The organism is Pseudoduganella sp. GW821-FHT11H04, from assembly GCF_058807935.1.
Window position 1 is genome coordinate 12,637 of sequence record NZ_JBXARE010000003.1, and the last position, 13,402, is coordinate 26,038.

Sequence of the window (13,402 nt, forward strand, 5' to 3'; positions counted from 1 at the left end):
CCTTTACAGACAAGCCTTGGAATCAAGGTTACTGCATTGCCCAGACAGGAACATGACCTGCCTCAACAAAATAATAGCAGGATTAAATCCGAGGCATGGGGGGCGCAACGTGTGCCAGCGCACCAAAAGAAACAAAAATATTCTTATTGGAAGCGCAGGCGCGATAGGACTTAGTTCCGTGACATCACATGGTGAAGAGGAGGATAGCGAGGTGCGTCGTGATATGCGCGATGATTGCCGACTCGAGGCCAACTTTCCAATACAGCCAGCCCGCGATGAGGGAGAAGGCTGCGTTCCCCAGCATGATCAAGACGACCACATTGGGAGTAAGGTGGCCGACCAGCAAAGCAGCGGCGGGCAGGTGGCCCGCACCGAACATGAGTGCCGTCGCAATGATCGCAGCGGCAATCACTGCGGCCGATGGCACGGAAGCGCGGCGCTGGAAAATGCGCCAGATTATCCAGGCCACCAGCGTCATGAAACCCCAGCGCATCAGTAGCTCTTCGGTGACGCCGCCATACAGCACACGCGCCAGCACAGGGAACGGTGTCAGGACTTTCAATTCCGGCGGCGTGAATTGGGCGGCCAGCAAAATCAATGCAGCGCCCAGGATGCCACCCACCAGGCCCGGAACGATCAAGGGCTTGCCTGCCTGGGCGAGCGGCGCGCGCGAGGCCCAGGCCATGAGCAGCGGCGCGCGCAAGCCGACCTTCGGTGCAAGGATAGCGCCGATGCATATTGCGATCGCCAGCATCACGCAGCTTTGAAGCGTAGAGCCCAACTGCGCAACCCACATGGGAACCGGCAGCGTCTTCCCGGCCAGCATTGCGGGTAGCATCAACAGATTGACGGCGATGACGCCGGGGATGCCTACAGCCAGTCCACCTGCGATCAGGCGTGGTTTCATGCGTGCTGCTCCTTCGAGAGTTGGTACGAACGCAGAACAGGCAGCACGACAACGATCGCAGTGCCGGTGATGATCAGGGCTTCTTCATATCCTTGAGCGGTGGTCCACCATGCACCGATGGCGATGATGGCGCCGACTGCAACCATAAGGCGTCCAGCGAAGCGGTGGGTCTTGTCCCATACGCGCTCGTTGGCGAGGGTCCACGGTGTGCGCACACCGACCGTATGATTCCAGCGCAGTTTGCCCATGACGTTCCCGCCCACGACAAAGAGCAGGCTGACGATGGTGACCGCGATTTTCCCGACCTGCATAGGGATGTTCAGCGCATGGGCGGCGATCACCAACTGCACCGCAACCAGCAAGGCCAGCACCGCGAGGAAAATCGTCTGGACGGCCGCTTGGGAGCGCAGCAGCTTGCCGCCATGGGGTTCGGTCTTCGGTAGCAGCACCGCCAGGCCGAAGATGGCGAGCGCGATCAGCGGAATGATCGACAAGCCAAACCAGGCAGGCGCCCAGCCATTAGGCGTGCCGGCCGCATCGAAATGAATGGCCAGCGGCATATCGAGCGGTACTTCAAACAGCACCCGCGCGGCGGCGCAGGCCATGACGACAAGAAGCGCCGTTGCTACGACGTTGGCGCGATGATTAAGCATGCTTCTTCCCCTTCGTTTGCCGGCCAATTTCAAAAGTGTCCGCGAAGCCGAGCAAAGCCTCTTCGAGGACGGACATGTTCAAGCGATAGGTAATCGTGGTCTTGTTCTTTTCGGCCATGACCAAGCCCGCCTCGCGCAAGACGGCAAAGTGGCCGGACAGGGTTGGCTTGGAGAGATCGAACTGCTCCGCGATTTCGCCAGCAGTCATTTCCCGCTCGCGCAGCAATTGCAGGATGCGGCGGCGGGAAGGGTCGGCTAGTGCTTTGAATACCTTATCCATGTTTCGTATTTTGCCAAATACCGAAATAACAAGTCAAGTAAATGTCCACCGTGGGGTCAGGAACAGAAGTGGACATTCCTTCGGGAATGTCCACTTCTGTTCCTGACCCCACGGTGGACATTTTTATTTGCCGATGCAGAAGCGGGAGAAGATGACGCCCAGCAGGTCGTCGGAGGAGAATTCGCCTGTGATGGTGGAGAGCTGGGTTTGCGCGAGGCGCAGCTCTTCGGCGAACAGGTCCAGCGACTGGTCGGTTTGCGCGGCGTGCTGGCCGGCGTAGTCGAGGTGCTTGGAAGCGCTGCGCAGGGCAATCAGGTGGCGTTCGCGTGCGAGGTAGAGCGATTCGCCGGTCTGCTGCCAGCCTGCGATGCGCAGCAGTTCGGCGCGCAGCAGGTCGATGCCAGTCTTCTCGTTGGCGGAGAGGTAGATGTGCGTGGCGTCAGGCATTTCGTCGACCGATGGCTTGTGGCCGGACAGGTCGATCTTGTTCCAGATGCGCAGCACCGGTACGCCTTGCGGGAAGTTGGCGACGATCGCTTCGTCATGCCGGGTCGGGCCGTGGTCGGCGTCCAGCAGGTGCAGGATGACGTCGGCCTTGCCGACTTCGCCCCAAGTGCGTTCGATGCCGATGCGTTCCACCACGTCCACCGCTTCATCGTGGCCGCGAATGCCGGCGGTGTCGATGATGTTCAGTGGGATGCCTTCGATCTGGATGGTTTCGCTGACTTTGTCGCGCGTGGTGCCGGCGATCGGGGTGACGATGGCGACTTCGGCGCCGGCCAGGGCGTTCAGCAGGGAGGACTTGCCGACGTTGGGTTGACCGACCAGTACGACGTTCAGGCCTTCACGCAGCAGCGCGCCTTGGCTGGCTTGCTTGAAAACTTGGTCGAGGGCTTCGACGATGCCTTTCAGCTGGCCGCGTGCGTCGGATTTTTCGAGGAAGTCGATTTCTTCTTCGGGGAAGTCGAGCGTGGCTTCCACCAGCATGCGCAGGTGGGTTACTCGCTCCACCAGGGCGTGGATGGTTTGCGAAAAGGCGCCGCTCAGGCTCGCGCTGGCGGATTTGGCGGCGGCTTCGGTGGAGGCGTCGATCAGGTCGGCGACGGCTTCGGCCTGGGCCAGGTCCAGCTTGTCGTTCAGGTAGGCGCGGCGGGTGAATTCGCCGGGTTCGGCGAGGCGCAGGCCTTGTTCGGCGCCGGCCTCCAGGACACGTTGCAGCAGCATTTGCAGGACGATGGGGCCGCCGTGGCCTTGCAGCTCGATGACGTCTTCGCCGGTGTAGGAGTGCGGTGCTTTGAAGTAGATCGCGATGCCCTGGTCGATGACCGTGCCATCCGCCTGGGTGAAGGGGATGTAGGTGGCGTGGCGGGGTTTCAGCTCTGTTCCGTTGAAGAGCGCTGCGGCCAGCGCTTGCAGATTTTTTCCGGACGCGCGGACGACGCCGATGCCGCCGCGGCCGGGGGCGGTGGCGATTGCTGCGATGGGGGAGGAGTCGAGATTCATGATTTGGCTGATTTTATTCTTAAACCGGTAAACCAGTGTCTGACCCGCAGGGTCAGACACTGGCTGTGCGGCGGCCTGCGGCTTCGGTATGGAAGGTGTCTGACCCTGCGGGTCAGACACCGGTTTACCGGTTTTAGAAAAAAGCCCGCGACTGGCGCGGGCTTTTTGGAAATTACTTGGCGACGCCAGTCTCTAATTTTTTGGTGATCACCCACTGCTGCGCAATCGACAGCAGGTTGTTCACCACCCAGTACAGCACCAGGCCGGATGGGAAGAAGAAGAACATGACCGAGAACGCAATCGGCATGAACATCATCATCTTGGCTTGCACCGGATCCGCAGGCTGCGGGTTCAGGCGGGTGGTGATGTACATCGAGATCGCGTACAGCACCGGCAGCACATAGAACGGGTCAGGCTTGGTCAGGTCGTGGATCCACAGCGCCCATGGAGCACCGCGCATTTCAACCGACGCGTTCAGCACCCAGTACAGGGCGATAAACACCGGCATCTGCACGAAGATAGGCAGGCAGCCGCCGAGAGGATTGATCTTCTCGGTTTTGTACAGCTCCATCATGGCCTGGTTCATCTTCTGCGGATCGCCTTTGTGGCGCTCGCGGATGGCGGTCATCTTCGGAGTCACGGTCTTCATCTTCGCCATCGAGCGGAAGGAAGCGGCGGACAGCGGGAAGAACAGCAGCTTGATCGCGATGGTGAAGGCGATGATGGTCCAGCCCCAGTTGCCGATCACGGAGTGAATCGCAGCCATTGCGGACCACATTGGACGCGCAACGATAGACAGCCAGCCGTAGTCCTTGACCAGATCCAGGCCTTCGGTGACTTTTTCCAGGGTGACGGTATCCTGCGGGCCGGAGTACAGGCGGGCATTGTTGGTCACGGAGGCGCCTGGCGCCAGGGTGCCCAGCGGCTGCACTACGCCGATCGAGTACAGGTTGTCGCCTTCCTTCTTGGTGAAGATATCGCGCGCCAGCTTATCCTGCGGCACGAAGGCGGACACGAAGAAGTGCTGCGAAATCGCGACCCAGCCGTCGTTCGACTTGGTTGCGTGTTCAGGCGTGAATGGCTTGCCTGGATTGTCCTTCTGCCACTCAGCGTCCTTCTCGATCTTCTTGAACTCGTACTTCTTGTAGCGCGCTTCTGCGGTGTACAGGCTAGGCGCGATGAAGGATGGGTTCATCCAGCCCGAACCTTCCGGCGGAGTGCCGTCGTGCTTCAGCTGCAGGTACAGCTGCGGCGCGATCGGCGCTGCGCTGGTGTTGGTGACGACGTGCTGCACGTCCACCACGTAGTCGCCCTTCTTGAAGGTGAAGGTTTTGGTCAGCTTGACGCCGCCCTGCTCTGCTTCCAGCACCAGTTGCAGCTGGTTCGCATCGTTCAGCATGCGCGCGCCAGGCTTGGCCACGAAGGCGGTCTGGTGATTCGGCAGGTTAGGCGCGCCTACCAGGCCGGTTTCGCCCAGGTAGATATGCTTGCCGTTCTCCGCGAACATCACCTGGTTTTTCTTGGCATCGGTGCCGTCGCTATGCTTCAGCAGTTCCAGATGCTTGATAGTGCCGCCCAGGGTGTCGATATCGACGCGCATCACGTCGGTGGTGATGGTCACCACTTCGGTCTTGATCGGGGCAGCGGCAGCTTCGCCATTGGCCGAAGCGGCAGCAGCGGCAGCAACAGCCGCAGGAGCAGGCGTGCCGGTCGCGGAGGCGGATGCCGAAGCCACAGGCTTGGCAGGAGCCGGAGCAAACATGGACGGCTTGCCGGTCGAGATCATCCAGTTATTCCACAGGATAACCAGCGAGACCGCGAAGACGATCCACAGGATTGAGCGTTTATTGATATCCATTCGGTTCTTCAGGAGTGGTTGAAGTGCTTGGGCGGCACGGGGTCGACCCCGCCCGCGTTCCAGGGATGGCAGCGGCATACCCGGCGAAACGCCAGGTAACTGCCTTGAGCCGCACCATGCTCGCGCACAGCTTCGAGCGCGTAGTTGGAGCAGCTAGGGTAAAAACGGCAACTGGGTGCACCCATCAGCGGACGGATCACCCATTGGTAAAAGCGCAGCAGGAGCGTGAGCAGCGTTTTCATTTCGCTGGCCTGGCCTTGTTGGCTTGAGCAAAGAGGCGCGTCAGTTCCTGGCGCAGTTCGGCCTTCAGTTTGGCTGTCGTAGCCGGGCCGTCCTTGCTGTTGACGGGGCGCGACAGGCGCACCACGCAATCAATGGCAGGAAGCTGGGTGACGCGGAACAGTTCGCGCGTGACGCGTTTGATGGTGTTGCGGGTGACCGCGCGCGGTGCAAAGCGTTTGGCAACGACGATGCCTAGCCGCGCATTAGGCAGCTGGTTCTGGCGGGTATAGAGCACGAAGTGCGCGCTCTTCTGCGTTGGCCGCAAACTAAAAACGGATGAAAATTCATCCGTTTTTATGATGCGCCGAGCGCGAGCGAAGTCGTGTCTGCCTTCGCCTGTCGAGCTGTTAGGACAGCTTTCCACGCGATCAGCTAACAAGCGTGCTTAAACTACAGCCAGACGCTTGCGGCCTTTTGCACGACGTGCGTTCAGGACTTGACGGCCACCACGGGTAGCCATACGGGCGCGGAAGCCGTGGGTGCGCTTGCGACGCACAACGGAAGGTTGGTAAGTACGTTTCATGTTGGTCTCGCTAAAAAATACAAAATCGGGACGGACGGTGTCCCTAAAAATGTTGGTGCCAATGACATTTCGCGCACTGCGCCAATCTCACTGCCCGCTAAATCCGCGCGTCGTATCTTGAAAAATCACGGACTACGGGCGGGGAACCCAGAATTATCAGGATTTTTCGGTTTACTGTCAACCACTTAAACCGGTAATTCGGTGTCTGACCCGCAGGGTCAGACACCAGCCTGCGCCGGCCGCGTGGGGGTGTCAGACCCTGCGGGTCTGACACCGGGTTGCCGGTTTGGTTGCAAAAAAGCCAACCGCAGCACGGTTGTGCAAAAATTCCGGTTAACCTGTGGATAACTTCCGACTTAGCGGCTAGAATAGCGCGTTACGTGTGGCGATTCGAACGCCCTCCCACACTTTTTGCATATAGATAGATTCATGGATAATTTCTGGCAGTCCTGCTCCCAGCAGCTGGAGCTTGAGCTGACGCCGCAACAATTCAGCGCTTGGATTAAGCCGCTTGTGCCCCTCGACTTCGAGGACAACAAGCTGCGCGTTGCTGCGCCAAACCGGTTCAAGCTGGATTGGGTAAAGACTCAATTTGCGAGCCGCATCACGGCCCTGGCCTGCCAGTACTGGGAAACCGTCATCGAGGTGCAGTTCGTCCTCGATCCGCGCACCTACGCCCTGAAAAAGCCCGCAGCACCGGCCGTGATCTCCGGCCCGCTGAGCGACATGCGCCCGGAAAGCCCAGCCGCAGCCGCAGCGCCGACCGCCGCCGCCGAATACCAGAATCCGAAGACCCGCGAAAACAGCCGCATCAACCCGGACCTGACTTTCGACTCCTTCGTGACCGGTAAGGCCAACCAGCTGGCGCGCGCCGCCGCTATCCAGGTAGCGAACAACCCAGGCGTTTCCTACAACCCGCTGTTCTTCTACGGCGGCGTAGGCCTGGGTAAGACCCACTTGATCCACGCGATCGGCAACCAGGTGATGGCCGACCAGCCTGGCGCCCGCATCCGCTACATCCATGCAGAACAGTACGTTCGCGACGTAGTGACCGCTTACCAACGCAAGGGTTTCGACGACTTCAAGCACTACTACCACTCGCTGGACATGCTGCTGATCGACGATATTCAATTCTTCGGCGGGAAGTCCCGCACGCAGGAAGAATTCTTCTATGCGTTTGAAGCGCTGATCGCGGCCAAGAAGCAGATCATCATCACCTCGGATACCTATCCGAAAGAGATCACCGGCATGGATGACCGCCTGATCTCGCGCTTCGACTCCGGCCTGACGGTGGCGATTGAGCCGCCGGAGCTGGAAATGCGCGTGGCCATTCTGCTGAAAAAAGCCAAGTCCGAAGGCGTGACGCTGAACGACGACGTCGCCTTCTTCGTGGCCAAGCACCTGCGCTCCAACGTGCGTGAGCTGGAAGGCGCCCTGCGCAAGATCCTGGCTTACTCCCGCTTCCACGGTAAGGATATTTCGATCGATATCGTGAAAGAGGCGCTGAAGGACCTGCTGTCTGTGCAGAACCGCCAGATTTCTGTGGAAAACATCCAGAAAACGGTGGCGGACTTCTTCAACATCAAGGTGGCGGACATGTATTCCAAGCGCCGCCCAGCCAACATCGCCCGCCCACGCCAGATCGCCATGTACCTGGCCAAGGAGCTGACCCAGAAATCGCTGCCGGAAATCGGCGAACTGTTCGGAGGACGCGACCACACTACCGTGCTGCACGCCGTGCGCAAGATTGCGGCGGATCGTACTAAGAACCCGGAGTGCAACCATGAGTTGCACGTGCTGGAGCAGACGCTGAAAGGCTAAAAAAAACCGGTAAAACGGTGTCTGACCCGCAGGGTCAGACACCGGGAACGCGACAGCCGCAGGCCATGGTGTCAGACCCTGCGGGTCTGACACCGGTTTACCGGTTCTAACTTGCTATACTGTCGAGTTAACAAAAGAACCAACGTACCAACCCATTAACTGAGGATATTTATGCAACTGGTCAAAACCACCCGAGACACGCTTCTCCGGCCACTGCAGATTGTGAGCGGTATTGTCGAGCGTCGGCACACTATGCCGATTCTGGCCAATATCCTCATCCGCAAGGAAGGTGAAAGCGTCTCTTTCCTCTCCACCGACACGGAAGTCCAGATCACCACCAACGCAGAAATCGGCTCGGGTGCCGACATCACCGGCACCACGGTCGCCGCGCGTAAGCTGCTGGACATCCTGCGCGCCCTGCCGGAAGCCGGCGACGTCACCATGACCCTGCTGAACAAGCGCCTGACCGTCCAAAGCGGCAAATCGCGCTTCGCCCTGCAGACCCTGGCCGCCGAAGAATTCCCAACCGTCCAGCAAGCCGAAAGCTTCACCGCAAGCTTCCAGCTGCCGCAAAAGACCCTGAAGCACCTGTTCAACATGGTGCACTTCTCGATGGCGCAGCAGGACATTCGCTACTACCTGAACGGCCTGCTGCTGGTCCTGGACGGCAACAAAGTCATCGCCGTAGCGACCGACGGCCACCGCCTGGCCTTCTGCCAGGTAGAGACCGACCAGAACTTCGCCCGCGAAGAAGTGATCATCCCGCGCAAGACCATCATCGAACTGCAACGCCTGCTGGAAGAGTCGGACGACGCCGTATCGCTGGACATCGCCGCGAGCCAGGTCAAGCTGACCTTCGCCGACATCGAGCTGATCTCCAAGCTGGTGGAAGGCAAGTTCCCTGACTACACCCGCGTGATCCCAAAGGGCTACACCAACAACTTCACAATTGGCCGCGAAGAGCTGCTGCGCTCCCTGCAGCGCGCCGCGATCATGACCAGCGATAAGTTCAAGGGCGTGCGCTGCATCATCACCCCAGGCTCGCTGAAGATCTCGTCCACCAACGCGGACCAGGAAGAAGCGGTTGAAGAACTGGAAATCGACTACGGCGGCGACAGCGTGGACATCGGCTTCAACGTGACCTACCTGCTGGACGTGCTGAACAACCTGAAGTGCGACCAAGTCAACGTAGCACTGGGCGACAGCAACAGCTCCGCGCTGATCTCGATTCCAGAGAACCAAGACTTCAAGTACGTTGTCATGCCGATGCGCATTTAAAACCGGCAGTGCGGTGTCTGACCCGCAGGGTCAGACACCAGGCCAGCGGCCGCCGCGTATCAAGTGTCAGACCCTGCGGGTCAGACACTGGTTTACCGGTTTAAAAGAGTAAAGAAACACGTCAAAAGAGAAAGCAGTCCATGTCCGAAAGCCACAACGAACAACCCAAGGCCAAAGCAGAAGAATACGGCGCCGCCTCGATCCAGATCCTTGAAGGCCTGGAAGCAGTCCGCAAGCGTCCCGGCATGTACATCGGCGACACGTCCGACGGCACCGGCCTGCACCACCTGGTATTCGAGGTGCTGGACAACTCGATTGACGAAGCCCTGGCCGGCCACTGCTCCGAGATCCACGTCACCATCCACAGCGACAACTCGATCTCGATCACCGACAACGGCCGCGGCATTCCCGTCGGCCTGAAGATGGACGACAAGCACGAGCCAAAACGCTCCGCAGCCGAAATCGTGCTGACCGAACTGCACGCCGGCGGCAAGTTCGACCAGAACGCCTATAAAGTCTCCGGCGGCCTGCACGGCGTGGGCGTCAGCTGCGTGAACGCACTGTCCAAGCTCCTGCGCGTGACAATCCGCCGCGACGGCAAAGTCCACCAAATGGAATTCGTCCGCGGCGCAGCCCAAAACCGCGAGATCGAAATGATCGACGGCGTGGCCGTCTCCCCGATCAAAGTGATCGGCGAAACCGACAAGCGCGGCACCGACGTGCACTTCTGGGCTGACGAAGAGATCTTCACCCACGTAGAATTCCACTACGAGATCCTGGCCAAGCGTATCCGCGAGCTGTCCTTCCTGAACAACGGCGTCAACATCAAGCTGACCGACCAGCGCAACGGCAAGGAAGAAATCTTCGCATTCGAAGGCGGCACCCGCGGCTTCGTTGAATACATCAACAAAGCCAAGACCGTACTGCACCCGACCGTGTTCCAGGCCACCGGCGAACGCCAGTCCGACCAGAACACCACCATCACGGTGGACGTGTCGATGCAATGGAACGACGCCTTCAACGAACAAGTACTCTGCTTCACCAACAACATTCCGCAGCGCGACGGCGGCACCCACCTGACCGGCCTGCGCGCGGCAATGACCCGCGTGATCAACAAGTACATCGACGAGAACGACTTCGCCAAGAAGGCAAAGGTTGAAATCAGCGGCGACGACATGCGCGAAGGCCTGACCTGCGTGCTGTCCGTGAAAGTGCCGGAACCAAAGTTCTCCAGCCAGACCAAGGACAAGCTGGTCTCGTCCGAAGTGCGCGGCCCGGTCGAAGAAATCGTCGCCAAGACGCTGACCGACTTCCTGATGGAAAAGCCGAACGACGCCAAGATCATCTGCGGCAAGATCGTGGAAGCAGCACGCGCCCGTGAAGCAGCGCGCAAGGCCCGCGACCTGACCCGCCGCAAAGGCATCATGGACGGCCTGGGCCTGTCCGCCAAGCTGGCCGACTGCCAGGAAAAAGACCCTGCCCTGTCCGAACTGTACATCGTCGAGGGTGACTCCGCAGGCGGCTCCGCCAAGCAGGGCCGCGACCGTAAGTTCCAGGCCATCCTGCCGCTGCGAGGCAAGGTACTGAACGTGGAGAAGGCACGCTTCGAAAAAATGCTGTCTTCCGAGCAGATCACCACCCTGATCGCCACCCTGGGCACCAGCATCGGCGCCGACGAATTCAATATCGAAAAGCTGCGCTACCACCGCATCATCATCATGACCGACGCGGACGTCGACGGCGCCCACATCCGCACCCTGCTGCTCACGCTGTTTTACCGCCAGATGCCGCAGCTGGTCGAGCGCGGCCACATCTACATTGCGCAGCCGCCGCTGTACAAGGTAAAGGCCGGCCGCGACGAGCGCTACCTGAAGGACGACCTGGAAGAAGCCGGCTACATGATGAACGTAGCGCTGAACACCGCCGCCCTGACCCCGCGCGACGGAGCCGACATCATCCAGGGCGAAGCGCTGGGCGAACTGGCACGCACCTACAACATGGCCAACGCCATCATGACCCGCCTGACCCGCGTGATCGACCGCGCCGCGCTGACCGCCATCATGACCGGCGTAACGCTCGACCTGACGACCATCGACGCCGCCCAGGCATCGGCCAAGGCGCTGGAAGGCAACATCAACGACAGCGCCGTCAAAGTCAGCGTGACCACCGACGAACTGTCCGACAAGCACACCCTGCGCATCGAACGCCTGCACCACGGTAACGTGAAGGTCTCCGCGATCGACGCCGACTTCGTGCAAGGCGCCGACTACAAAGTGCTGGCCGACGCCGCCGCCACCTTCACCGGCCTGATTGGCGAAGGCGCCGTGATCCGCCGCGGCGAAGGCGAGCGCACCAAGGAAAGCGCCGTGGTCGACTTCCACCACGCCATGCAGTGGCTGCGCGACGAAGCCGAACGCACTGTCAGCAAGCAGCGCTACAAAGGTCTGGGCGAGATGAATCCAGAGCAGCTGTGGGAAACCACCATGGACCCAACCGTCCGCCGCCTGCTGAAGGTGCAGATCGAAGACGCGATTGCCGCCGACCAGATCTTCACCACGCTGATGGGGGATGATGTGGAGCCACGCCGAAACTTCATTGAGACCAACGCGCTGCGCGCCGGCAATATCGACGTTTAACTTAATGTCAGAGCCCATGAATTCCAAGGGCTTCCATTTCGAGTGTCTCAGCAAAGGGGGCCATACGCTGTATGGGCCCCTTTTGTTTTTGATAGGCAGGTGGCATAGTTGATGATGCGCGGCCCGTACTCATTTCAGCGCCATCTTTCGAAAATTAGAACTGGAGAACCAATGAAAAAATCTATTCTCGCAATTGCAATTTGTTCATTAGTCACTTTCGTTCCAGCCCACGCCGGTAAATGGCATCCCGCGACTCGAGCAACACAAGAGGAAGCCATGCAAGCGGCTACAGCACTTGCGAAAGCGCGTGCTGTCAAAAAACGTACTTGCTACAAGCCAGCGTGGATTAAGGAAGTGATCGCCGCAAAGCCGTGCCAATCTACGCCTCAAGGCATTCAATGTTGGGCAACGAGCGCGAACGAACCAGGAAGTTGTGATAACGGGAAGTATGGTTGGCTGCTTCCCAGCAGACCTATGCAGTGGGCTCTCCCGCCAGTTCCAATATATCCTGAGCTTCCATCGATACCTCGGCCAACGCCAGCTCCTGCTTGCACTCCATACGATGCAAGCCAAGGGAAATGCAAAACAGCGAAGCCTTAGATTGATTTGACATGTGTAAGGAAGTCTTGCAACTAGTGGGATGCTGCAGCTGGTCGCATCCCTCAGATTGCGCTCGTGGCGGCCAGGCTTCACTTTTACAGAGGCATTTGCATAATGTAGATTTGGCCCGATCGCACATATCCCCAATTATTTCAACGGATTTTGTATGCCAGAGTTTTCTTGGGAGCCTCTAGATTTTCTCGACGCGTTAGGTGTCGTTCCCGTCGAAGAGGAGGACGGAATCTCCTACAAATATCAAGTTGATCGGCACCCGTTGATCGTGACTTTGATGATTTGGCCGCTTGCCGGCGACATCGAACTCACTATGCGATGTGAAGGCGTGAGCGAACCCGTAGTCATTTTGAATCTCTTAAGCAGCCCCGGCGCGAGGATGGTCAATGCTAAAGACGGAAAATTCATTGAATTCGCAGCAGCGAATCTCTTCTCGGGTCGATATGACAATACCCGGCCTGCGCCATATGGATTCCGCCTGTGGGTCGAGCCGAGCCTGCAAGTCACCACTTTCAGCTATGACGTATAACGCCTTGGGAAATTCACTCAATCCTAGTCACTGATCACACACATGCTACCTGTTCCTCAATTTGTCGCCGAGTTGACCTTCCATTTTCGAGAACACGGTACAGACCGGCAGCGAAAGTTCGTGTTCGACGGAAATTTGCATAGGCGTGTACCGATGAAGATGGAAGGGGTGAAAGGCCTCAATACAGTCGGAATGTGGATTGATGCCGCTGCTGAATTCAGAGAAGACGATTTGGCAGTAGTACGATGCGTCGTGATCGCCCCCGAACTCTTCGTGGACGTGGTAAAGACAGGCGTAGTATTCGAGTTGTGGGACGGAGGGTTCTTCGCTTCAGGCAAAGTCATTGAGCGAATCGACGCTGGATGGCGGAAACTCTAAGCGTTGGTCTTGGCCGCGCGGCATCTTCCCCTTCTTAAGTTATCCATTAAGCCTTGCAATGAACGAAATTCTCACTGCGCACAAACATAGCTCGAGGCATCGCACTGAAATAATGGGCAGTAGCCGTTGCGGCTGCTTCCAT

At 58.9% G+C, this 13,402-nt stretch carries 13 protein-coding genes; 5 read left to right on the plus strand and 8 right to left on the minus strand.

Annotated elements, in window-relative coordinates:
• Window positions 1-184: 184 nt before the first annotated feature.
• The 8 genes from AC1RTP_RS07010 to rpmH all read right to left on the minus strand — a co-directional run bounded on the left by AC1RTP_RS07010 (window position 185) and on the right by rpmH (window position 6,006).
• Window positions 185-907, minus strand: coding sequence for a CPBP family glutamic-type intramembrane protease (locus AC1RTP_RS07010; protein ID WP_498605859.1), 723 nt, complete (start codon window positions 905-907; stop codon window positions 185-187).
• Window positions 904-1,560, minus strand: coding sequence for an SdpI family protein (locus AC1RTP_RS07015; RefSeq protein WP_498605860.1), 657 nt, complete (start codon window positions 1,558-1,560; stop codon window positions 904-906). Before AC1RTP_RS07015 ends, AC1RTP_RS07010 begins: the two co-directional genes overlap by 4 nt.
• Window positions 1,553-1,840, minus strand: coding sequence for an autorepressor SdpR family transcription factor (locus tag AC1RTP_RS07020; RefSeq protein WP_498605861.1), 288 nt, complete (start codon window positions 1,838-1,840; stop codon window positions 1,553-1,555). The genes AC1RTP_RS07015 and AC1RTP_RS07020 overlap by 8 nt, the downstream gene beginning before the upstream one ends.
• Window positions 1,841-1,963: 123 nt before the next feature.
• Window positions 1,964-3,343 (minus strand): tRNA uridine-5-carboxymethylaminomethyl(34) synthesis GTPase MnmE, encoded by a 1,380-nt coding sequence (gene mnmE, locus AC1RTP_RS07025; RefSeq protein WP_498605862.1) that lies wholly within the window; start codon window positions 3,341-3,343, stop codon window positions 1,964-1,966.
• 172 nt (window positions 3,344-3,515) lie between these two features.
• Window positions 3,516-5,201, minus strand: coding sequence for a membrane protein insertase YidC (yidC, locus tag AC1RTP_RS07030; RefSeq protein ID WP_498605863.1), 1,686 nt, complete (start codon window positions 5,199-5,201; stop codon window positions 3,516-3,518).
• Window positions 5,202-5,209: 8 nt separating this feature from the next.
• On the minus strand, window positions 5,210-5,443 hold the full coding sequence (yidD, locus tag AC1RTP_RS07035; RefSeq protein WP_498605864.1) for a membrane protein insertion efficiency factor YidD: 234 nt from the start codon (window positions 5,441-5,443) through the stop codon (window positions 5,210-5,212).
• Window positions 5,440-5,847 carry a ribonuclease P protein component gene (gene rnpA, locus AC1RTP_RS07040; RefSeq protein WP_498607131.1) on the minus strand — a complete coding sequence of 136 codons (408 nt, stop codon included), beginning with the start codon at window positions 5,845-5,847 and terminating at the stop codon, window positions 5,440-5,442. The genes yidD and rnpA overlap by 4 nt, the downstream gene beginning before the upstream one ends.
• 21 nt (window positions 5,848-5,868) lie before the next feature.
• A complete protein-coding gene (gene rpmH, locus AC1RTP_RS07045; protein WP_078035393.1) occupies window positions 5,869-6,006 on the minus strand; it encodes a 50S ribosomal protein L34 in 138 nt (45 codons plus the stop codon).
• Between the two features lie 429 nt (window positions 6,007-6,435).
• Here rpmH and dnaA point away from each other — a divergent pair, with 429 nt between their 5' ends.
• The 5 genes from dnaA to AC1RTP_RS07070 all read left to right on the plus strand — a co-directional run bounded on the left by dnaA (window position 6,436) and on the right by AC1RTP_RS07070 (window position 13,260).
• Window positions 6,436-7,827, plus strand: coding sequence for a chromosomal replication initiator protein DnaA (gene dnaA, locus AC1RTP_RS07050; protein ID WP_498605865.1), 1,392 nt, complete (start codon window positions 6,436-6,438; stop codon window positions 7,825-7,827).
• 171 nt (window positions 7,828-7,998) lie between these two features.
• Entirely contained in the window at window positions 7,999-9,105 is a 1,107-nt protein-coding gene (gene dnaN / locus AC1RTP_RS07055) for a DNA polymerase III subunit beta (protein WP_498605866.1), read from the plus strand.
• 140 nt (window positions 9,106-9,245) lie between these two features.
• On the plus strand, window positions 9,246-11,741 hold the full coding sequence (gene gyrB, locus AC1RTP_RS07060; RefSeq protein WP_498605867.1) for a DNA topoisomerase (ATP-hydrolyzing) subunit B: 2,496 nt from the start codon (window positions 9,246-9,248) through the stop codon (window positions 11,739-11,741).
• Between the two features lie 766 nt (window positions 11,742-12,507).
• Complete coding sequence (locus AC1RTP_RS07065) at window positions 12,508-12,882, plus strand: hypothetical protein (RefSeq protein WP_498605868.1); 375 nt, start codon at window positions 12,508-12,510, stop codon at window positions 12,880-12,882.
• Window positions 12,883-13,035: 153 nt separating this feature from the next.
• Window positions 13,036-13,260, plus strand: a complete 225-nt coding sequence (locus AC1RTP_RS07070; protein ID WP_498605869.1) for a hypothetical protein — start codon at window positions 13,036-13,038, stop codon at window positions 13,258-13,260.
• Window positions 13,261-13,402 lie beyond the last annotated feature (142 nt).

Bases quoted from the DNA above. Each gene is read 5' to 3' on its own strand.
- rpmH (WP_078035393.1), bottom strand. From the start codon at position 6,006: ATGAAACGTACTTACCAACCTTCCGTTGTGCGTCGCAAGCGCACCCAC.
- dnaA (WP_498605865.1), top strand. From the start codon at position 6,436: ATGGATAATTTCTGGCAGTCCTGCTCCCAGCAGCTGGAGCTTGAGCTG.
- AC1RTP_RS07065 (WP_498605868.1), top strand. From the start codon at position 12,508: ATGCCAGAGTTTTCTTGGGAGCCTCTAGATTTTCTCGACGCGTTAGGT.
- AC1RTP_RS07015 (WP_498605860.1), bottom strand. From the start codon at position 1,560: ATGCTTAATCATCGCGCCAACGTCGTAGCAACGGCGCTTCTTGTCGTC.
- AC1RTP_RS07010 (WP_498605859.1), bottom strand. From the start codon at position 907: ATGAAACCACGCCTGATCGCAGGTGGACTGGCTGTAGGCATCCCCGGC.
- dnaN (WP_498605866.1), top strand. From the start codon at position 7,999: ATGCAACTGGTCAAAACCACCCGAGACACGCTTCTCCGGCCACTGCAG.
- gyrB (WP_498605867.1), top strand. From the start codon at position 9,246: ATGTCCGAAAGCCACAACGAACAACCCAAGGCCAAAGCAGAAGAATAC.
- yidD (WP_498605864.1), bottom strand. From the start codon at position 5,443: ATGAAAACGCTGCTCACGCTCCTGCTGCGCTTTTACCAATGGGTGATC.
- yidC (WP_498605863.1), bottom strand. From the start codon at position 5,201: ATGGATATCAATAAACGCTCAATCCTGTGGATCGTCTTCGCGGTCTCG.
- AC1RTP_RS07020 (WP_498605861.1), bottom strand. From the start codon at position 1,840: ATGGATAAGGTATTCAAAGCACTAGCCGACCCTTCCCGCCGCCGCATC.
- AC1RTP_RS07070 (WP_498605869.1), top strand. From the start codon at position 13,036: ATGAAGATGGAAGGGGTGAAAGGCCTCAATACAGTCGGAATGTGGATT.
- mnmE (WP_498605862.1), bottom strand. From the start codon at position 3,343: ATGAATCTCGACTCCTCCCCCATCGCAGCAATCGCCACCGCCCCCGGC.